The organism is Bacillus sp. es.036 (genome assembly GCF_002563635.1).
Taxonomy (GTDB): Bacteria; Bacillota; Bacilli; order Bacillales; family Guptibacillaceae; genus Guptibacillus.
In genome coordinates this window covers 1,065,618-1,085,500 of the sequence record NZ_PDIZ01000001.1, presented here as the reverse complement: position 1 = coordinate 1,085,500, position 19,883 = coordinate 1,065,618, and the positions used below count along the sequence as shown (strand labels likewise).

The 19,883-nt window shown below is 41.6% G+C and carries 20 protein-coding genes; all 20 read right to left on the bottom strand.

Annotated elements, in window-relative coordinates; all coding sequences use genetic code 11:
- Nucleotides 1–6: 6 nt before the first annotated feature.
- The 20 genes from xerC to smc all read right to left on the bottom strand — a co-directional run bounded on the left by xerC (nucleotide 7) and on the right by smc (nucleotide 19,679).
- Nucleotides 7–912: a tyrosine recombinase XerC gene (gene xerC / locus ATG70_RS05620; RefSeq protein WP_098443371.1), complete on the bottom strand. Its 906-nt coding sequence runs from the start codon at nucleotides 910–912 to the stop codon at nucleotides 7–9.
- Nucleotides 913–973: 61 nt separating this feature from the next.
- Nucleotides 974–2,278: an FADH(2)-oxidizing methylenetetrahydrofolate--tRNA-(uracil(54)-C(5))-methyltransferase TrmFO gene (gene trmFO, locus ATG70_RS05615; RefSeq protein ID WP_098443370.1), complete on the bottom strand. Its 1,305-nt coding sequence runs from the start codon at nucleotides 2,276–2,278 to the stop codon at nucleotides 974–976.
- Between the two features lie 15 nt (nucleotides 2,279–2,293).
- Nucleotides 2,294–4,366 (bottom strand): type I DNA topoisomerase, encoded by a 2,073-nt coding sequence (gene topA / locus ATG70_RS05610; RefSeq protein ID WP_098443369.1) that lies wholly within the window; start codon nucleotides 4,364–4,366, stop codon nucleotides 2,294–2,296.
- 71 nt (nucleotides 4,367–4,437) lie between these two features.
- Nucleotides 4,438–5,334 (bottom strand): DNA-processing protein DprA, encoded by an 897-nt coding sequence (gene dprA, locus ATG70_RS05605; RefSeq protein WP_098443368.1) that lies wholly within the window; start codon nucleotides 5,332–5,334, stop codon nucleotides 4,438–4,440.
- An 86-nt stretch (nucleotides 5,335–5,420) separates the two neighbouring features.
- Nucleotides 5,421–6,329, bottom strand: a complete 909-nt coding sequence (gene sucD / locus ATG70_RS05600) for a succinate--CoA ligase subunit alpha (protein ID WP_098443367.1) — start codon at nucleotides 6,327–6,329, stop codon at nucleotides 5,421–5,423.
- A 16-nt stretch (nucleotides 6,330–6,345) separates the two neighbouring features.
- Nucleotides 6,346–7,506, bottom strand: coding sequence for an ADP-forming succinate--CoA ligase subunit beta (sucC, locus tag ATG70_RS05595; RefSeq protein WP_098443366.1), 1,161 nt, complete (start codon nucleotides 7,504–7,506; stop codon nucleotides 6,346–6,348).
- Between the two features lie 233 nt (nucleotides 7,507–7,739).
- A complete protein-coding gene (locus tag ATG70_RS22390) occupies nucleotides 7,740–7,916 on the bottom strand; it encodes a hypothetical protein (RefSeq protein ID WP_159782356.1) in 177 nt (58 codons plus the stop codon).
- Between the two features lie 54 nt (nucleotides 7,917–7,970).
- Nucleotides 7,971–8,747 (bottom strand): ribonuclease HII, encoded by a 777-nt coding sequence (locus ATG70_RS05590; RefSeq protein WP_098443365.1) that lies wholly within the window; start codon nucleotides 8,745–8,747, stop codon nucleotides 7,971–7,973.
- Between the two features lie 51 nt (nucleotides 8,748–8,798).
- Nucleotides 8,799–9,647 carry a ribosome biogenesis GTPase YlqF gene (gene ylqF, locus ATG70_RS05585; protein ID WP_098443364.1) on the bottom strand — a complete coding sequence of 283 codons (849 nt, stop codon included), beginning with the start codon at nucleotides 9,645–9,647 and terminating at the stop codon, nucleotides 8,799–8,801.
- A gap of 44 nt (nucleotides 9,648–9,691) precedes the next feature.
- Entirely contained in the window at nucleotides 9,692–10,255 is a 564-nt protein-coding gene (gene lepB, locus ATG70_RS05580; RefSeq protein ID WP_098443363.1) for a signal peptidase I, read from the bottom strand.
- Nucleotides 10,256–10,431: 176 nt separating this feature from the next.
- On the bottom strand, nucleotides 10,432–10,776 hold the full coding sequence (gene rplS, locus ATG70_RS05575; RefSeq protein WP_098443362.1) for a 50S ribosomal protein L19: 345 nt from the start codon (nucleotides 10,774–10,776) through the stop codon (nucleotides 10,432–10,434).
- A gap of 126 nt (nucleotides 10,777–10,902) precedes the next feature.
- Nucleotides 10,903–11,634, bottom strand: a complete 732-nt coding sequence (gene trmD / locus ATG70_RS05570) for a tRNA (guanosine(37)-N1)-methyltransferase TrmD (protein WP_098445732.1) — start codon at nucleotides 11,632–11,634, stop codon at nucleotides 10,903–10,905.
- A gap of 1 nt (nucleotide 11,635) precedes the next feature.
- Nucleotides 11,636–12,151 carry a ribosome maturation factor RimM gene (gene rimM, locus ATG70_RS05565; protein WP_098443361.1) on the bottom strand — a complete coding sequence of 172 codons (516 nt, stop codon included), beginning with the start codon at nucleotides 12,149–12,151 and terminating at the stop codon, nucleotides 11,636–11,638.
- Nucleotides 12,148–12,564: a YlqD family protein gene (locus ATG70_RS05560; RefSeq protein ID WP_179886194.1), complete on the bottom strand. Its 417-nt coding sequence runs from the start codon at nucleotides 12,562–12,564 to the stop codon at nucleotides 12,148–12,150. Before ATG70_RS05560 ends, rimM begins: the two co-directional genes overlap by 4 nt.
- 77 nt (nucleotides 12,565–12,641) lie before the next feature.
- The gene (locus ATG70_RS05555) at nucleotides 12,642–12,869 is read right to left on the bottom strand and encodes a KH domain-containing protein (protein ID WP_098443359.1); all 228 of its coding nucleotides are present in this window, start codon (nucleotides 12,867–12,869) and stop codon (nucleotides 12,642–12,644) included.
- Nucleotides 12,870–12,951: 82 nt separating this feature from the next.
- A complete protein-coding gene (gene rpsP, locus ATG70_RS05550) occupies nucleotides 12,952–13,224 on the bottom strand; it encodes a 30S ribosomal protein S16 (protein WP_098443358.1) in 273 nt (90 codons plus the stop codon).
- An 84-nt stretch (nucleotides 13,225–13,308) separates the two neighbouring features.
- The gene (gene ffh / locus ATG70_RS05545; protein WP_098443357.1) at nucleotides 13,309–14,658 is read right to left on the bottom strand and encodes a signal recognition particle protein; all 1,350 of its coding nucleotides are present in this window, start codon (nucleotides 14,656–14,658) and stop codon (nucleotides 13,309–13,311) included.
- A gap of 12 nt (nucleotides 14,659–14,670) precedes the next feature.
- Nucleotides 14,671–15,000, bottom strand: a complete 330-nt coding sequence (locus ATG70_RS05540) for a putative DNA-binding protein (protein ID WP_098443356.1) — start codon at nucleotides 14,998–15,000, stop codon at nucleotides 14,671–14,673.
- Nucleotides 15,001–15,101: 101 nt separating this feature from the next.
- The gene (gene ftsY / locus ATG70_RS05535) at nucleotides 15,102–16,097 is read right to left on the bottom strand and encodes a signal recognition particle-docking protein FtsY (protein ID WP_098443355.1); all 996 of its coding nucleotides are present in this window, start codon (nucleotides 16,095–16,097) and stop codon (nucleotides 15,102–15,104) included.
- 18 nt (nucleotides 16,098–16,115) lie between these two features.
- Nucleotides 16,116–19,679, bottom strand: a complete 3,564-nt coding sequence (gene smc / locus ATG70_RS05530) for a chromosome segregation protein SMC (RefSeq protein ID WP_098443354.1) — start codon at nucleotides 19,677–19,679, stop codon at nucleotides 16,116–16,118.
- Nucleotides 19,680–19,883: the final 204 nt, after the last annotated feature.

The window sequence follows — 19,883 nt, the reverse complement described above, 5'->3', positions numbered from 1 at the left end:
GAGCCCTTAGGCTCTTGGGTGATGGTTCATGTATATATTTCGCAATCGATCTCCCGTCACGTGGGTATAGATCTGAGTAGATGATAAATCAGAATGCCCTAATAGCTCCTGCACAGAACGTAAGTCTGCCCCTTCATTCAGCAAATGGGTTGCGAATGTGTGTCTCATCACATGCGGGCTTATATGTACATGCAAAGAGGCATCTTTTACAATCTTATCTAAAATTGTCCGAACACCTCTTGCCGTCACACGACTACCTCTAAAATTTAGGAACAGGGCTTTAGTCGGCTCTTTCCCTGACGATAGCAACTGTTCTCGTCCATCGTGAATGTACTCTTTCATTGCATCTATAGCGAAACTCCCTATTGGTACATACCTTTCCTTACGTCCTTTACCAAGTACAAAAATCGTCCCAATCGCAAAATCAATGTCTTCTAAATTAAGCCCAACACACTCACTCACTCGTATGCCACACCCGTATAGTACTTCGAGCAGCGCTCTGTCGCGTTGACCAAGCGGCTTCGTGGTATCTGGCGTGTCAAACAGCACGTTAAGTTCTTTTTCGTACAAAAATTGCGGCAGACGTTTTTCTTGTTTAGGCAGGGAACTCATTGTAAAGGGATTAATCTCTACAATGTTCTCACGTAAAAGGAATCGATATAAGCTTCGTAACGTTGAAATTTTTCTTGCTGCTGTTTTTCTTGCGTAACCTCGCTCATGAAGCTCAGTTAAATAAATTCTGACATCTGCATAAGAAACAGCAGCAAAGACATCGATAGTCTGCTGCTTCATAAAAGACCGGAAATGTTCAATATCCTGTAAGTAACCTGAGATCGTATGTGGTGAACAATTCTTTTCAATCTGGAGATACTCAGAAAATGATTGAATATGAGCTTGTTGATTGTTATTCATCGTCATCACCTCAAAAGGCTTCTAAATCGTAACACAATTTAGAAGCCTTAGCAATAGAAATTTACAATCTTTTTACAAAATTCTGAATTGTTTCTAAGGCTCGATTCGCGATCGTTTCATTGCGTTCTTTTTTGCTTTTGATCCGCGTTTCAAGTGGTGGAAACAAACCAAAGTTAGCGTTCATCGGTTGGAAATTATCTGGATTCGCTGTCGTAATATAATTCGCTAAACTACCAAGTGCCGTTTCTTCAGGGAATACTAATGGCTCTTCATCATTCATGAGCCGAGCAGCATTAAACCCAGCAATTAAGCCTGATGCCGCCGATTCGACATAGCCTTCAACACCCGTCATTTGACCAGCGAAAAAGAGATTCTCACGTTCTTTATACTGATAGGTTGGTTTTAATAGATTAGGCGAGTTAATGAACGTGTTTCGGTGCATCACGCCATAACGAACAATATCAGCATTCTCAAGACCCGGAATTAAGCGAATCACTTCTTTTTGCGGTCCCCATTTAAGGTGGGTCTGGAATCCAACGATGTTGTAAAGCGTACCCGACGCATTATCCTGTCTCAGCTGCACGACAGCATAAGGGCGCTTTCCTGTGCGAGGATCTTCTAATCCAACAGGCTTAAGAGGACCAAACGTCATCGTTTTCTGCCCACGTTGGGCCATGACTTCAATCGGCATACAGCCCTCAAAGAAAATTTCCTTCTCAAATTCTTTTAGCGGGACCGTTTCAGCGGATATAAGCGCTTCGTAGAACGTATTAAACTCTTCCTCCGTCATTGGACAGTTTAAGTACGCTGCTTCTCCCTTATCGTAACGGGACTTCTTGTACACTTTTTCCATATCGATGCTTTCTGTTTCAATTATAGGAGCAGCAGCATCATAGAAGTATAAATACTCTTCACCACTTAGCGCCTTCAATTGATCAGATAGATCTTTCGATGTAAGAGGACCTGTTGCAATAATAGTTGGTCCATCAGGGATTTTTGTGCACTCTTCTGAAAAAACCGTTACGTTAGGATGGTTTTTAACATTCTCCGTTACTTTAGCGGCGAATTCATGGCGATCGACTGCAAGTGCACCACCCGCAGGGACCGCACATTCATCAGCCGAGTTAATAATAACAGAGTCCATCTTTCGCATTTCTTCTTTTAATACTCCAACTGCGTTTGTTAGCGTATTCGCTCTTAGCGAGTTACTGCACACAAGCTCCGCAAATTTATCAGTATGGTGAGCAGGCGTTTGCTTCTTTGGACGCATCTCATAAAGATGAACATCCACTCCTCGCTTTGCAAGCTGCCACGCGGCTTCACTGCCAGCAAGACCGGCGCCAATCACCGTCACGTGTTTACTCATTGCTAAAACCCCTTACTAATTTTCTTCTTCAACGAAATCACAGTTCACACACTTAATTTCTTTCTTTTTCTTCGTTTTCTTCTCAACAAGTAAGTCACCGCATTTAGGACATGGACGTTTGATCGGTTTATCCCACGATAGGAAATCACACTCAGGGAAACGATCACAACCATAGAAAAGGCGATTTTTCTTACTTTTACGTTCAACGACATTACCTTCTTTACACTTCGGACAGGTAACGCCAACTTCTTTTAGAATCGGTTTTGTATTGCGACAATCAGGAAAGTTTGAGCAAGCCATGAACTTTCCATAACGTCCCATCTTAATTACCATTGGAGAACCACACTTCTCACAATCTTCTCCAGCAGGTTCGTCTTTAATTTCGACTTCCTTCATTTCTTCCTCAGCTACCTTCAGGCGCTGTTCGAAGTTTTGATAAAATTCGTTGATGACAGAAATCCATTCTGCCTCGCCATCCTCGATTTTGTCAAGATCATTTTCTAATCCAGCCGTAAATTCAATGTTGATAATATCCTGGAAGAACTCCAAAATCAGCTCTAACACTATTTCGCCAAGTTCAGTTGGAACAAATTTCTTATCTTCTAACGCCACGTACCCTCTACGCTGAATCGTATCCAGGGTTGGTGCATAAGTAGATGGTCTTCCTATACCGAGTTCCTCCATTGTTTTAACAAGACGTGCTTCTGAATATCTCGGCGGTGGCTGTGTAAAATGCTGTGTCGGATCAATGTCTGAAGTGGATACGTTCATTCCTTCTTCAAGATCAGGAAGCATTTTATCTTCTTCCTTTTTATTGTCGTCGTTTCCTTCAACATACACCTTCATAAACCCTTTAAATTTCACTTTAGAACCAGTTGCACGGAAGGTCGTTCCATTGTTTTCTAAGTCAACGCTCATCGTATCCATGATAGCCGGTGCCATCTGGCTCGCTACAAAACGCTCCCAGATCAACTTGTATAAACGAAGCTGATCACGCTTTAAGTAAGCCTTCATTTCAGATGGATCACGCATAACCGATGTTGGTCGAACGGCTTCGTGAGCATCTTGTGATTTCCCTGACTGTTTTTTAGCAGGCTTTTTAGCTGATAAGTATGTGTCACCATATTTACCTTGAATGTATTCTTTCGCTTCATCCTTCGCCGTTTCAGAAATACGTGTTGAGTCAGTTCGCATGTACGTAATTAAACCAACCGTTCCCTGCTTTCCGATTGCGATCCCCTCATAAAGTTGCTGAGCGAGCATCATCGTTTTCTTCGCGCGGAAATTAAGTTTTCTCGCCGCTTCCTGCTGAAGAGAAGATGTCGTAAACGGTAGTGCCGGGTTTCGTTTGCGTTCCTTCTTTTGAACAGACTGGATATTAAACTGATCGCCTTCAATGCGTTTTAGAACATTGTCGACATCTTCACGTGATTGCAGATCCGTTTTCTTTCCATCTACTCCGTAGAAACCAGCCTCAAATTGTTCGCCATCTTTTTCAAACGACGCTTTGATTTTCCAATACTCTTCTGCTTCAAAATTTTGAATTTCTTTTTCTCTTTCAATAATAAGGCGAACTGCAACGGATTGAACTCGTCCAGCACTTAAACCTTTTTTTACTTTTTTCCATAATAATGGACTAATGTTATACCCAACTAAACGGTCTAAGACACGTCTTGCTTGCTGAGCATCGACAAGATCCATGTTAATCGGTCTCGGTTGCTTGAACGCATCCTTAACCGCATCTTTTGTAATTTCATTAAAGACAACCCTGCACTCTGTTTGCTCATCGATTTTTAAACTGTGAGCAAGATGCCATGCAATCGCTTCCCCTTCGCGATCGGGGTCAGCTGCGAGATAGACTTTCTTCGCTTTTTTTGCTGCATCTTTAATTTCTTTTAAGACAGGGCCTTTCCCGCGTATTGTTATATATTTAGGAGCATAGTTATTTTCCACATCAACGCCCATCTGACTTCTAGGAAGGTCAATGACGTGACCTAATGAGGCCTTCACCTGATATTTCTTTCCTAAATATTTTTCAATTGTTTTTGCTTTAGCGGGAGATTCAACAATTACTAGATAATCTGCCACAATACGTTTCCTCCCCCCATTGAGGTAAATTTTAAAATCTTCCTTATTATTCAATAGTCAAAACTTGTTTGTCAAATAGTGCTAGTATTCTTTTCATGAAAATTCGGTAGTTCATTGAGGATATCATTCGCTTCTAAAACAAGTTTAGCGCCCTGCTGAATGAGGCGATTTGTCCCTTCAGCAGACGGATCTGTTATTTTTCCAGGTAAGCAAAATACTTCGCGCCCCTGTTCCATTGCCTGGTCAGCTGTAATGAGCGAACCACTGCGTTTTTGCGCTTCAACGATAAACGTTCCAGCGGATAATCCACTAATAATGCGATTCCGTTCCGGAAAGTGATGTTTTTCAGGTCGGCAATTGGGTGGATATTCCGATAAAAGGAGACCGTCTCTTGCAACGGAAGAAGCTAGCAGCTGGTTTTCTTTCGGATAAATCCATTTAAATCCACCGCCAAGTACAGCGATCGTCCCTGCACCATGATCGAGAGCAAGCTGATGAGCAAGCGTATCAATACCGAGGGCTAGCCCACTAACAATCGTCCATCCACTCGATACGATCGGTGTTAAGATAAGGTTCATCATTTCACGTGCATCTGGTGAATGCTTTCGTGAGCCAACTACGCTCAACAAGCGACGTTCATTTAGAAGCGTGGTATTCCCAATGCAATAAATCACCCACGGTGCATCATAAATATGCGTAAGTTGTTCAGGGTATGCCTTATCAAATCTTGTTATTACGCGAATTTCGCCCGCTTTAAAATGAGCCAATCTCCATGGTTTAGTAAAATGAAGATCTTCATATAAATATCCAGCTTGTTCGTTTGATAAACCAAATTGCCTTAACTGAGTAGCAGACATATCATATATGCTTTGAAGCGTTGGGTCAAATATGAGAAAGGATTGCATCAGTTTCCAGGTACACCCCCGGCACTGATGCAACTGAATTAACCGGCTTCTAAATGTTCTCAATCACGGTTCTCTCCTATCAAGAATAAAATTTATCGCATGCCCGCTATGTATAAGAGAAATAGCTCCCAAAACGGGAGCTATTTTGATTAAGCCTTATGTGTTGTGCACTTCTCTAGTAAGCCCTTATCTTCTAAAACAGAAATCAGTGTTTCACCCATTACTGCAGGCGTTGGAGCGACTTTAATTCCACAAGACTCCATTGTTTTGATCTTTTCATCAGCCGTACCTTTACCACCAGAAATAATCGCACCAGCATGGCCCATACGTTTTCCTGGAGGTGCTGTTTGACCTCCGATAAAGCCAACTACAGGTTTTGTCATGTTCGCTTTTACCCATTCAGCCGCTTCTTCTTCAGCTGTACCGCCGATTTCACCGATCATAATCACCGCATACGTATCGTCATCTTCGTTAAAAGCTTTCAAGACATCGATAAAGTTCGTGCCATTCACCGGGTCACCACCAATACCAACGGCTGTTGATTGACCAATACCTGATTCTGAAAGTTGATGAACCGCTTCATACGTTAACGTACCAGAACGAGAAACAACGCCTACGTGACCTTTTTTGTGAATATACCCAGGCATAATGCCGATCTTACATTCTTCAGGAGTGATCACGCCTGGACAGTTCGGTCCAACAAGACGCGTTTTCTTTCCTTCCATATAACGCTTTACTTTCACCATATCGATAACCGGAATTCCTTCCGTAATACAAATCGCAAGGTCCATTTCAGCGTCTACAGCTTCCATAATGGCATCGGCTGCAAAAGCAGGCGGAACATAAATGACAGAAGCATTAGCGCCTGTTTTTTGAACGGCTTGTTCCACGGTATCAAATACAGGAACGCCTTCCACTTCAGTACCGCCTTTACCAGGCGTTACGCCACCTACAATTTTCGTACCATACTCAAGCATTTGCTGTGTATGAAATAAACCAACAGATCCCGTAATCCCTTGAACGATGACTTTTGTATCTTGATTAATGTATACGCTCATTCCTAGTCCCGCCTTTCTACTTCACTAATGAAACGATTTTTTCCGCGCCGTCAGCCATAGACTCAGCAGCGGTAATATTTAATCCTGAATCTTTCAGGATTTGCTTTCCAAGATCAACATTTGTTCCTTCAAGACGTACAACAAGCGGAATTTCAAGACCTACTTGTTTCGTAGCTTCCACAACACCTTCAGCGATTACATCACACTTCATGATCCCGCCGAAAATGTTAACGTAGATGCCTTTAACGTTTTTGTCAGAAAGAATAATTTTGAAAGCTTCCGTTACCTTCTCAGCTGTTGCGCCGCCCCCAACGTCAAGGAAGTTAGCGGGGTCGCCGCCGTAATGCTTGATAATATCCATCGTTGCCATCGCAAGACCTGCACCGTTAACCATACAGCCGATATTGCCATCTAGAGCGATGTAGCTTAACTCATATTTTGATGCTTCGATTTCTTTTGTATCTTCTTCGTCAAGATCACGAAGTTCAAGAATATCTTTATGGCGATAAAGTGCATTTGGATCAAAGTTTAGTTTTGCATCAAGCGCCATTACATTTCCATCACCCGTTGTCACAAGTGGGTTAATTTCAGCAATAGAAGCATCTTTTTCAACAAAAACTTTATACAATCCAAGCATGAACTTAACTGCTTTGTTAATTTGTTCTTTTGGAATATTAATATTAAATGCTAGTCTTCTAGCCTGATAACCTTGAAGACCAACGGCAGGATCAATCACTTCTTTGAAGATCTTCTCGGGGCTATGTTCAGCCACTTCTTCAATTTCAGTTCCACCTTCTTCGGATGCCATCATAACAACGCGTGATGTCACACGATCAAGCACAAGGCCAACGTAGTATTCTTGTTTAATATCGCAACCTTCTTCGATAAGTAAGCGCTTTACTTCTTTGCCTTCTGGTCCTGTTTGATGAGTAACAAGTGTTTTTCCGAGGATCTCCTCAGCATATGTACGAACTTCCTCAAGGTTCTTAGCGATTTTAACTCCGCCAGCTTTCCCTCGACCACCTGCATGGATTTGTGCTTTTACAACGTAAACACTACTGTCTAATTGTTTTGCAACGTCCACAGCTTCTTTTGCGGAGTATGCGACTTGTCCATTAGGGACGGATACCCCGTAGCTTCTTAGGACTTCTTTTCCTTGATATTCATGGATATTCATTCTCTCATCCTCCTATCCTAGTCAATCAAATCTTTGACGACGTTTTCATTGTATAGAAAATTCACACCGATTGTCTACCCTTTTGCATAAAGTCTCTTTTCTTTCTTGCAAAAATTGTTCCAATTCATCGTCTGAAAACGAATCATTCCGCTTATTTCACGCTTGTTCTGCTAAAATGAGTGCCACGTGGTAAATTTAGAATAAACGAAGTAAAATCAAAAAAAGAAGAGGGGTCACCTCCCCTCTTCCTGCTCATTTCTTCCCGCTTTCTTAGGCGAGCTTTCTTGCTCCCTCTTCTTGTGGTCCGTAATCGTTAATTCTCTTGCTGCTGCTGGGGTATAGACACCAAACTCTTCTCCTGCTTCTTCATAAAAAGATTCATTCTTTTCTTGAGGTCCTGGATCTTTCACAAATAATTGCTCCTTCACATTAGAATAGGTATAGTATCAACCTTTTCTACCTATTCATACGCTTAAACGATCTCTTACAGGCGCAAATGATTTTCGGTGCACTTCTGTAATACCAAATTCATCAAGGGCAGAAAGATGCTCCTTTGTTCCATAACCTACATGTCGTTCAAATCCATACTCTGGATAGGTTTCTGCTAATTTCACCATCATGCGATCACGTGTTACTTTGGCAATGATAGATGCGGCTGCAATACTAACACTTCTCGCGTCCCCTTTGATAAGAGACTCTTGATCGATCTGAACCGGAATGTGCATGGCATCTACAAGTAAGAAGTCAGCTTGTACACGTAATCCCTCAACAGCTTGTTGCATCGCTTTTTTTGTCGCTTGATAAATATTTAATTCATCAATTTCAGCTGCACTAACGACGCCAACTCCAATTGCGACGGCACCCATATGTATTTGATCAAAAAGGTCATTTAATTTCGCATGCGACAGTTTCTTTGAATCTTGAAGGCCAAGAATCGGGACTTCAGGATCTAATATGACTGCTGAAGCAACGACAGGGCCTGCTAGAGGGCCTCTTCCTACTTCATCGACTCCCGCTATCGAGAGACGCCCATTTCCTCTGTAGTGAGCTTCTAGGACGCTCATTTCTTCATGCATCTTAAGAATCTTCATTTTTTCTTGTTCTTTCTTTCCTTCCCTAGCAAGTAAGCGTACAACCCCTTTTCGTTCATCCTGCTTCCATTGGTCCCAATCTTCGTTCGTATACTGTCCTTCCTTCAACATTTGATCAATTTCTTTAATCGACTTTACTCGATCGCTCATATGATCCCCTCTTTCTTAATGTTCACTTAAAAAAAGGTAAGGCTCATGGCCTTACCTTTCTGGCGTTTCTAACGATACGTCGCCCAATTTACCACTTCGTAGCTCTCGAAGAACGGTTTCAGCTGTTTTATCATAATCAATCCAGCCACCACTCATTAAAAATCCGCGTTTTTTTCCGATTTCATCAAACAACTCCACAACATCTTCCGGGATGTGATCAAGATGATACCGGTCCATTAGTCTATCGGGATAATGTTCGCTCATAAACTTCAGCACAAATACCGAAATATCTTGAAAATCAAGAATTTCATCTTTAATTGCTCCCGTCGCAGCAAGCTTATATCCGGTAATTTGATCTTCAAATTTAGGCCAGAGAATTCCCGGCGTATCGAGAAGGTCCATCTCATCTCCAACTTTGATCCACTGTTGCTTCTTTGTAATACCAGGGCGATCACCAGTTTTAGCAATCTTCTTCCCTGCCAAACGGTTAATTAACGTCGATTTCCCGACGTTTGGAATCCCTAAAATTAACGCACGCACAGCGCGGGGCTTCATGCCTTTTTCAATCATGCGATCAATTTTATCACTCATCAGCTCTCTCGCAGCAGCAGGAATGCTTTTCACACCTTTACCTGTTTGTGAATCAATCGCTAATGCTTTATGACCCTGCGACTGAAAATAATGCTTCCATTCGGCTGTTTTCTGATTATCCGCCATATCTGCTTTATTGAGCAAAATAAGCCTTGGTTTTGACGAAACAATTTCATCAATCATCGGATTTCTTGAAGCTAGTGGGATTCGTGCATCCACTAGTTCAATTACAACATCAATCATTTTTAGCTTTTCGGTAATCTCCCGTCGTGCTTTTGCCATATGTCCGGGAAACCATTGAATCGTCATGCAATCTCCACCTATTCTCAAATCATGCAGGAATACACCCCACATTATTCCATTACTTGTATATCATTTAAAGGCCAAAAAATAACGTTTGCTTCTCCTATTACTTTCTCTACAGGAACGAAGCCAATGGATCGACTATCTTTACTATGCTGCCGATTGTCACCCATGACAAACAAATGCCCTTCTGGAACGGTTGCTTCACCAGTTACTCCGGTTAGATCAAAATCATAGGTAAGGTTACCTTCTAATAAATCTTCCTTATATGATTCTAGATAAGGTTCTTTCATTGCTTTACCATTTACGTATAGCATATCACCTTTGTACTCCACCTTATCTCCAGGAAGACCGATCACTCGCTTAATATAATCTTTGCCTTCAGGAGCCTCAAATACAATAATATCGAAACGTTCAGCATCACCAATATTATAACTGATTTTATTCACGATCATCCGATCACGGTCTTGAAGCGTCGGCATCATGCTTTCTCCATCAACTACAATAGGAGCAAAAATAAAATAGCGAACGGCTCCTGCTAGAATAAAAGCAATAATGAGCGCCCGTATCCACTCCCAGGAATCTTTTTTCTCTGCTGATCTGGTGCTATTCATGCTTGTTCCTCCTAATGAAAGGCTCTTTTTTTACCTCTTTCTTTCCCCTTATGCCTTTCCTACAAACCTTCGTAATTCGCTTTATTTTATCACAGTGTGACGTTTTTTTCATATGGCGATTTTTTTCAATAGAAAAAAGGAGCCTGGCAATGCAAGCTCCTTCTCCGTGTCTTACTTTATCGAATTTCTTTAATACGAGCGGCTTTACCACGAAGTGCACGCAAGTAGTATAGCTTAGCACGGCGAACTTTACCGCGACGAGCAACTTCAAGCTTAGCAACTTTCGGTGAATGTACTGGGAATGTACGCTCAACACCTACTCCGTAAGAAATCTTACGAACTGTAAATGTTTCGCTGATTCCGCCACCACGTCGTTTAATCACAACACCTTCGAATAACTGAATACGCTCACGAGTGCCTTCGACAACTTTAACGTGAACTTTCACAGTATCTCCTGGTCGGAAATTAGGAAGATCCGACTTAAGTTGGTCTTTTGTGATATCCTGGATTAACTTGTGCATCAAGTAACCCTCCTTCCACACAGATGCTCATATAAATCATCTTACATTACAGCGGAACATCGTAATACGTGACTAATGCCACAACTGTTATCATAGCATAGCACTTTTTAGATTACAAGAATGAATTCATTCTTTTTCTCTCTTTATTTCACTTAATAACTTCTGCTCTTCTTTTGTTAAGTCTTTCTCGTTTAAAAGATCTGCTCTTCTATTCAAGGTGCGTCGTAATGACTCTTTGAGACGCCATTTTCGTATCGCCTCATGATTACCAGACATAAGCACATCAGGCACACTCATCCCTTTGTATTCGGCAGGACGAGTATAATGAGGATGTTCAAGCAACCCACTGCTAAAGGAATCCATTGGAGCTGACGTATCATTTCCTAAAACACCTGGGAGAAGTCTCGTTACACTATCAATAACAACCATGCTACCGAGTTCGCCACCAGTTAATACAAAATCTCCAATCGAGATCTCATCCGTGACAAGATTTTCTCGAATTCGCTCATCATATCCTTCATAATGACCGCATATAAAAATGAGATGCTCTTCTTTCGCTAATTCTTCTGCCTTCTTCTGTGTAAACCTCTCTCCTTGAGGACACATAAGGATGACGCGCGGGCGCTTTCCTTCAGAAAGATCATTGACCGCATCAAAAACCGGCTGAGGCGTTAATACCATTCCAGCGCCACCACCATATGGGTAATCATCCACGCTTTTGTGTTTGTTCAAACTGTAATCTCTGAAATTGGTTACATTGTAAGAGACGGCTCCATTATCCTGAGCACGTTTTAAGATCGAATGATTAAACACACCTGTAAACATTTCTGGAAACAGAGAAAGCACATCAATTTTCATGCTAATCACGAAGTCCTTCCATCAAATGAACGGTAACTTTCCCTTCCGCTAAATCAACTTGCTTCACAACTTGCTCGATGTAAGGCAATAAAAGGTCTTTACCACCGCTTATGCTTTGAACTACCCAAACGTCGTTCGCCCCAGGCGATAAGATTTCTTTGATTTTCCCTAAATATTCGCCTTCTTCTGTATGAACTTCAAGTCCAATGATATCTCGGTAATAGAACTCTTCATCGGCAAGCCGACCACCTTGATCTTCCTTAACTTTTAAAATGCCTTCTTTCATATGAACCACTTCGTTAATATTATGAAAGCCTTCAAATGTCAGTAAATCAAACTGCTTATGTTTACGGTGAGATGCAACGGTTAAAGACACTGGTTCTTCATCCTTAAATAAATAAAGCGTGCTGCCAACTGCATAACGTTCCTCCGGGAAGTCCGTTCTTGAAATCACGCGCACTTCTCCTCGCACGCCGTGAGTATTAACGATTTTGCCTACATTAAGCCATTCTGTCATATCGTGATATCCTTTCCTGTGGAATCAGGGACAATGCTTTGCACGATCCCGTCTTTAATGACTATTTTACCTTTTTGCTCTCGTGCATGCCACTTTTCACCAACTCGAACCTCTTGAATCGATTCAATCTCCCCATCGTGGATTTCAGACCCTGGCGATAACTGGTCAAGCTGATCGATTTTAAAATCCAAATAAGACATCCGTTCCGTTCTCGACCGGATTTCTTTTTCAAACTGATCGGCAATCCACTTGTGGTCAGACGGACGCTTTTTTTGCAATCGTTTCATTTCAAATTGGAGATGTTCCTTTTCCTGTTGAAGGGCTGAGCGTTCTTTTTGCCATTGTTGTAAATAAGAAGCCCGGCTTTGCTCTGTTAAAACTTGTTTCACGTCATACGTTACAATGATTTTCATCGCACTGCCCTCCGTATGTAATGTCATTTTAATGGTCTTTAAAGTTACAAATAAAAAAGAGGAGTGTAAGCTCCCCCCTAAAGTATCTCCAACTGTACGCGTTTACTTGACTGAACAGCCGCGGCATTCATGACTGTTCGGATTGATCGAGCAACCTTCCCCTGCTTTCCAATCACTTTACCTGTATCATCGGCATGAACGTAAAGCTTGTAGATGTCCAGGCTGTTTGTTGCTTCTTTTTCAACTCGAACATCATCAGGATGATCGACAAGAGCTTTTACAATTGTTTCAACCAGGGCTTCCATGATCGTCTCCCACCTTTTTCGAAATGATGGACCAGGATACACCAAAGGAGGCTTTCAAGAAAGCCTCCTCTAAGGTGTTAAATTACTTTGTGTTTTTTGCGTTGTGAAGCTTCTCCATAAGTCCTGCAGTGGAGAATAGGTTACGTACTGTATCAGAAGGCTTAGCGCCTTTAAGCATCCAATCAAGAGCTTTCTCTTCGTTGATTTTCACTTCAACTGGATTAGCAACCGGATTGTAAGTTCCGATTTCCTCGATGAAGCGTCCGTCACGTGGTGCACGTGAATCAGCAACAACTACGCGATAGTAAGGAGCTCTTTTAGCACCCATACGCTTTAAACGAATTTTAACTGCCATGTCTTTCACCTCCAAAAAATGTTCACATAAATCAATATAATATCATAAATTTATACTCTTGTAAAGAGAAAATTTACTTCATTTTTATTGCATGAATGGGAAATTCATGCCCTTGCCTTTTTTCTTACCGCCTTTAGACATATTGGTCATCTGCTTCATCATCTTCTTCATCTCATCAAATTGCTTCAAGAGACGATTGACATCTTGAACAGACGTACCACTTCCGACGGCAATTCGCTTTTTGCGACTCGCATTGATAATATCTGGTTCTTCTTTTTCACGTGTTGTCATTGACTGAATAATGGCTTCAACCCGGCCAATCTGTTTTTCATCAACACTTACATTTTTCATGGCTTTTTTATTCATACCAGGAATCATGTCCATCAATTCATCAAGCGGTCCCATGCTTCGAACCTGACCAAGTTGATCAAGGAAATCATCAAACGTAAAACTCATCGTTCGCATCTTTTTCTCAAGCTCTTTCGCTTTGTCTTCATCAACAGAAGTCTGGGCTTTTTCAATGAGCGTTAGCACGTCACCCATGCCAAGAATTCGCGAAGCCATTCTCTCGGGATGAAACGGTTCTAGTGCATCAAGTTTTTCACCCATACCTGCGAACTTGATCGGTTTATCTGTTACAGACTTGATCGACAGTGCAGCACCACCGCGCGTGTCACCATCAAGCTTTGTTAGAACGACACCTGTAATATCAAGGGCATCATTAAAGCTTTCAGCTACATTCACAGCGTCTTGTCCTGTCATGGAATCAACCACTAGGAAGATTTCATCAGGCGTAACAGCTTCTTTCACATCTTTTAGCTCCTGCATTAGATTTTCATCAATATGCAAGCGGCCGGCCGTGTCAATAATGACATAGTCCAGATGTTCTTCTTTTGCTTTTTCAATTGCTTTGGTAGCAATTTCTACCGGACTCACTTGATCACCCATCGAGAAGACCGGCATACTAAGCTGTTTACCGAGTGTTTCAAGCTGGTTAATCGCTGCAGGGCGGTAAATATCCGCCGCTACTAAAAGTGGTTTACGGTTATGATTTTTACGTAAATGGTTTGCAAGCTTACCGACAGTTGTCGTCTTACCCGCACCCTGTAGACCGGCCATCATAATCACAGTCGGTGGGCGGTTTGAAACAGCAATCTTACTCTGTTCTCCACCCATAAGCGCTGTCAGCTCTTCATTAACGACTTTAATGACCTGCTGCCCTGGGGTCAGGCTTTTCATAACTTCCTGTCCAACGGCGCGCTCTTTGACCTTGTTGATAAACTGTTTTACGACTTTAAAGTTAACGTCCGCTTCAAGCAAGGCTAACCTTACTTCACGCATCATTTCTTTTACGTCAGCTTCCGTTACTTTCCCTTTACCGCGTATCTTCTGCAGGGTGTCTTGCAGTCGGTCGGCTAACCCTTCAAATGCCATGTTCGCCGCCTCCTAATCCAGTTTTTCAAGAGATGTTATCAACGACAGCGCCTTCGAGTTTTCATTCTCACTCATGATCGCTTCCTTGAGCTTTTCTAACAGCTCCTGTCTTTTGATGTATCGCTCGAATAGCAACAGTTTTGCTTCATATTCTTCTATCATTTGTTCTGTTCGCTTAATGTTATCATAGACAGCCTGACGGCTAACTTGAAATTCTTCTGCGATTTCACCTAATGAATAATCATCAAGGTAATACAATGCCATATAATTACGCTGTTTCGGTGTTAAAAGCGACTGATAAAAGTCGAATAACGAGTTGATTCTCATCGTTTTCTCTAGCATTGTTAACAGCCCCTTGTTAAGGTAATCACCTTTACGTTAATTATATTACTATGCGTCATTTTATTTGTCAAGATTTTTTCTTAACACAATTTACGAAGATTTTATTCTTCGTTTTCTTCCTCTTCTTCAATGATCGAAGAGAATAATCCATACACAAATGTGTCCGGATCAAATTCCTGTAAATCATCCATCTTCTCACCAAGCCCTACGAGTTTAACAGGGATATCAAGTTCATGTCGAATGGCCAGCACAATGCCACCTTTAGCTGTTCCATCGAGTTTAGTTAACGCAATGCCAGACACGTCCGTTGATTGCCCAAATTGTTTCGCCTGACTCATCGCATTTTGACCTGTTGTTGCATCAAGAACAAGAATCACCTCATGTGGACCAGATGGTACTTCACGTTGAATAACGCGCTTTACTTTTTCTAGCTCGTTCATAAGGTTTACTTTGTTCTGAAGGCGCCCAGCTGTATCACAAAGCAATATATCTGCGTTACGTGATTTAGCAGATTGTACTGCATCAAAAACAACTGCCGCTGGATCTGAGCCAGCTTGATGCTTGATTACATCTACGCCAGCTCTTTCTCCCCATACATCCAGCTGTTCAATGGCACCTGCTCGGAATGTATCTCCTGCTGCGAGAACAACTTTCTTGCCTTCTTGCTTAAACTTATGCGCAAGCTTACCGATTGTCGTTGTCTTACCAACCCCATTAACCCCAACGAATAAGAAGACCGTTAGCCCCTCTTCTTGGATATTAAGTGAACCATCTTCGTCAGATTTATGGAGAAGCTCCGCTAATTTTTCTGAAATGACACTCTGAAGTTCTTTTGTATCTTTAATATTGCGCGTTCTTGCTTCATCCTTTAAAACGTCAATGAGGTCCATTACCGTTGCTACACCAACGTCAGCACTAATGAGAAGCTCCTCTAATTCTTCGAAGAACTCCTCGTCTACTTTCCGATAGTTTTTTACGAGATTGTTCATTTTTGTAGAGAAAGACGTTCTTGTTTTCTCGAGTCCGTCTTTAAATTTCCCTGTTACATCATCTGATTGTGTCGTGAACTTATCTTTTAACTTTTTAAAAAAACTCACTTTGCATCCCCCTACTTGTTATTGCGATATTAATTGCTTCGATTCTTCAAGCCTTACGGAAACGAGTCGAGACACACCTGACTCCTGCATCGTTACGCCATAAAGCACATCCGACTCTTCCATTGTACCCTTTCTATGGGTAATAACAATAAACTGGGTTTTTTCACTAAATTGCTTCAGGTACTTAGCAAAACGACCCACATTCGCATCATCTAATGCGGCTTCCACCTCATCAAGTACACAGAATGGGACTGGACGAACTTTTAAAATTGAAAATAGAAGCGCAATGGCAGTAAATGCCCTCTCTCCTCCCGAAAGAAGAGCAAGATGCTGCAATTTTTTCCCCGGTGGCTGGGCCAGAATATCCACGCCTGTAGAAAGAAGATTATCTGGATCGGTGAGAACAAGGTCTGCCTTTCCTCCACCAAATAATTCTTTAAAAACGATTTGGAACTGCGCACGTATTTTCGTAAACGTCTCTTCAAACCGTTTCTTCATTTCCTGATCCATTTCTTCAATAACCGCATAAAGCGTTTCTTTTGCCTGAAGAAGATCCGCTTGCTGTTCACTAAGGAACGTATAGCGCTCATTGACGCGATCGTATTCATCAATTGCGCCAAGGTTCACGGTTCCTAGCTCATCAATTTCTAATTTAATGAGCTTTAGCTTTCGCCTTGCATCTTCAGGTTCAAGGGAAAGAACATGTTTTTCCTTCGCTGCCTCATAGGTTAACTCGTATTCCTCACTTAAAATCGCCAATCTGTTCTCGAGTTCAACGTCCAAACGATTAATGCTAACTTCAACAGCCTGCATTAATCCTGAGAGCTGCTTGTCCTCTGCGACTAGAGAATCCAGCTTTGTACTAATTGTTTCAATCTCTTGTTGCAGTGAAAGCTTTGCTTCTCTCTCATTTTGAAGCGTCTCAAGCAATTTATCTTTCTCAGAGCGGAATGAGACAATGTTTTGGTCCAGTTTCTCTTCTCCGTTAGAATTTGAAGACATCGCTTCAGATAATAGGGTGAATTCTTCTGTTGTTTCAGCCAACTGTGTATTCGTCTCATTCTGTTCTGTTGTTAAACGATCAAGCGTTTCTTTTTGATTTTGGAATGATTGCTGGTGCTCAGCCACTTTTACTTTCAGCTCAGTAATCTCGGTTTGAATTGATTCACGAGACGTTTGCTGAGTTTGTTTCTTCGCAGTTAAGTTATCAATTTTACTTTCAAGTGTTGCTGCTTGTTTCGTAATCGTTTCGAGTCTTTCTGTAAGGTAGATATGGCGCTTATGATGCGTTTCAATCTCTTCTTCAATCGCTTTTTTCTCACGATCGTATAGCTGAAGACGTTCATTCGAATTACGTTCATCTCCCTCGATCGCTCGTAAGTCTCCTAAGAGAGACTGCTCTTCAAGTCTTAGATTTTCGCCACGTTCGCGCATCTCATCTAGCTTTTCTTCTAGATCAGCTAAAGCGACTTTATCCTTCTTGATCTCTTGCTCGACACCCGTCGTCTTTTCCTGCATGTCCTCAAGTTTTTTGATCAGAATTTCAAGATCACGTTGACGGCTTAATAGTGATGAGGATTTCTGCTTCACACTTCCTCCACTCATGGAGCCGCCAGGATTCACAACGTCTCCCTCTAGCGTAACGATCCGTGTTCGGTACTGCATGATTTTTGCAAGTTCATTCGCACCTTTTAGTTCTTTGGCAACAAGAACAGAGCCTAATAAATTTTCCATTATTGTCTGATACTTTGAATCAAACGTGATGAGGTCAGAAGCAACGCCTACGAATGCCTCGTTTTGTTTTACGCGTTCTAAATCATAGCTTGATATCTTTCGTGACTTCACGACTGACAATGGAAGAAAAGTGGCTCGTCCGAAGCGGTTCTTTTTCAAATAAGTGATTGCCTGTCTACCCGAAGCCTCATCTTGGACGACGACGTTTTGCATAGCTCCTCCAAGGGCTGTTTCAAGTGCTGTTTCCACTTCTTTAGGTACGGTAATGAGTTCAGCTACCGCTCCTTCAATACCTGAAAGGTCTTCGCGGGCTTTAAGCACTTCTTTTACGCCCTGAAAGAACCCGGCATAATCGTCCTGCATTTCTTCTAACATTTCTTTCTTTGATTTGTATTGTTGAATATATTGATAAGCTTGATAGAGCTTTGATTCTTTCTCACCAAGTGCTTTCTTTTTCTCTTCTACATCATGTTTGCTTTTGTAGAAGCGTGAGACGTGAGCTTCAAGTTCTTGTTTTGACTGAGCTAACTTGGCTGAGCGTTCTGCTTTCTTTTCGTCAACAGCGCTTCGCTCTTCAATATATTTATGATTATCTCCATCAAGCCGATCTTTACGCTGACTAAGTATCGAAAGCTGGTCTTGAAGATAACGATTTTCGTTCCGTATGGACGCCTGCTCATTAAGCAGTTCAAAGTAATCAGACTTCATGCGATCAAGCTCTTGCTCAATGTCTTGTTCGATATCAGATAGAAGTTCTGTTTCTTTCTTCAAACTAGACTTTAATTGACCTAATTCTTTTTTCTGCTGATCAAATCGACTGCGGTGATGCTCAATTTCTTTTTCATAGTACCGCTTTTTCTCTTGTAAAAACGTCATCCGCTCTTCAAGGTTCGACCGGTTTTGATGCGCATTTTTCTTCCGTTCTTTTAGAACTTCTTTCTTTCCTTCAAGTTTCTCTAGCTCTTCACTCGTATCAAGAAGCTGCTGTTGGTATGTTTCTAGGTTATGCTCACATTTGTCAAGCTTCTCTCTTGCACTTGCCAACGCCTCTTTTTTTACAGTGATCGAGTCATTTAACGTAAGTTCCTTCGCTTTTAAAGAATCAAGCTCTTCTTTCTTTAGCTTCCAAGCCTGGTGATATTCTTCAATTTCATGAACGGTAAGCGCTGCTTCGATCTTTTCAAGGTCCTCACGTTTCTGCAAATAATCCTTAGCAATCGATGCCTGCATCCGAAGTGGTTCTACTTGATCCTCTAACTCATATAAAATATCCTCAACACGGTGAAGGTTATCTTCCGTTTCCTTTAATCGTGTTTCTGCTTTCGTCTTTCGCGTCTTGTATTTCAAAACGCCCGCCGCCTCTTCAAAAATTTTACGGCGTTCTTCGGATTTACTACTTAGTATCTCTTCAATTCTACCTTGTCCAATAATAGAAAAGGATTCTTTCCCAAGACCTGAGTCCATAAACAATTCAATAATATCTTTAAGTCGACACGTCTGGTTATTTAAAAGATATTCACTATCTCCTGAGCGATAAACGCGTCTCGTTACGCTGACTTCGTTATAGTCGATTGGAAGATATTGATTCGTATTATCAAGCGTTAACGTAACCTCCGCTAAATTCACTGCTTTTCTTGTATCACTTCCTGCGAAAATGATATCTTCCATTTTAGCGCCTCTCAGTGACCTGGCGGATTGCTCACCAAGCACCCATCTGATGGCGTCATTAATATTACTTTTACCGCTGCCGTTCGGGCCGACAACTGATGTTACTCCTGGGACAAACTCAACTGAAATACGATCGGCAAATGATTTAAAGCCGACTACATCTAATCGTTTGAGGAACATCATCTTTCCCCCTCATCTGTTTCATCTATGTATGCAAATTAAGTACGTTTCAATTCACTAACTGTCTTATTTTATCATAAAACAATGACCTCTACGATACTGAGCTAAGACATGTTACAATAAGGAAAACCTCATGAGTCCAACAACATAAGTTGGACTCATGAGGGATTGGTACATAACATGGCGATCTGTCGTCATTGAATA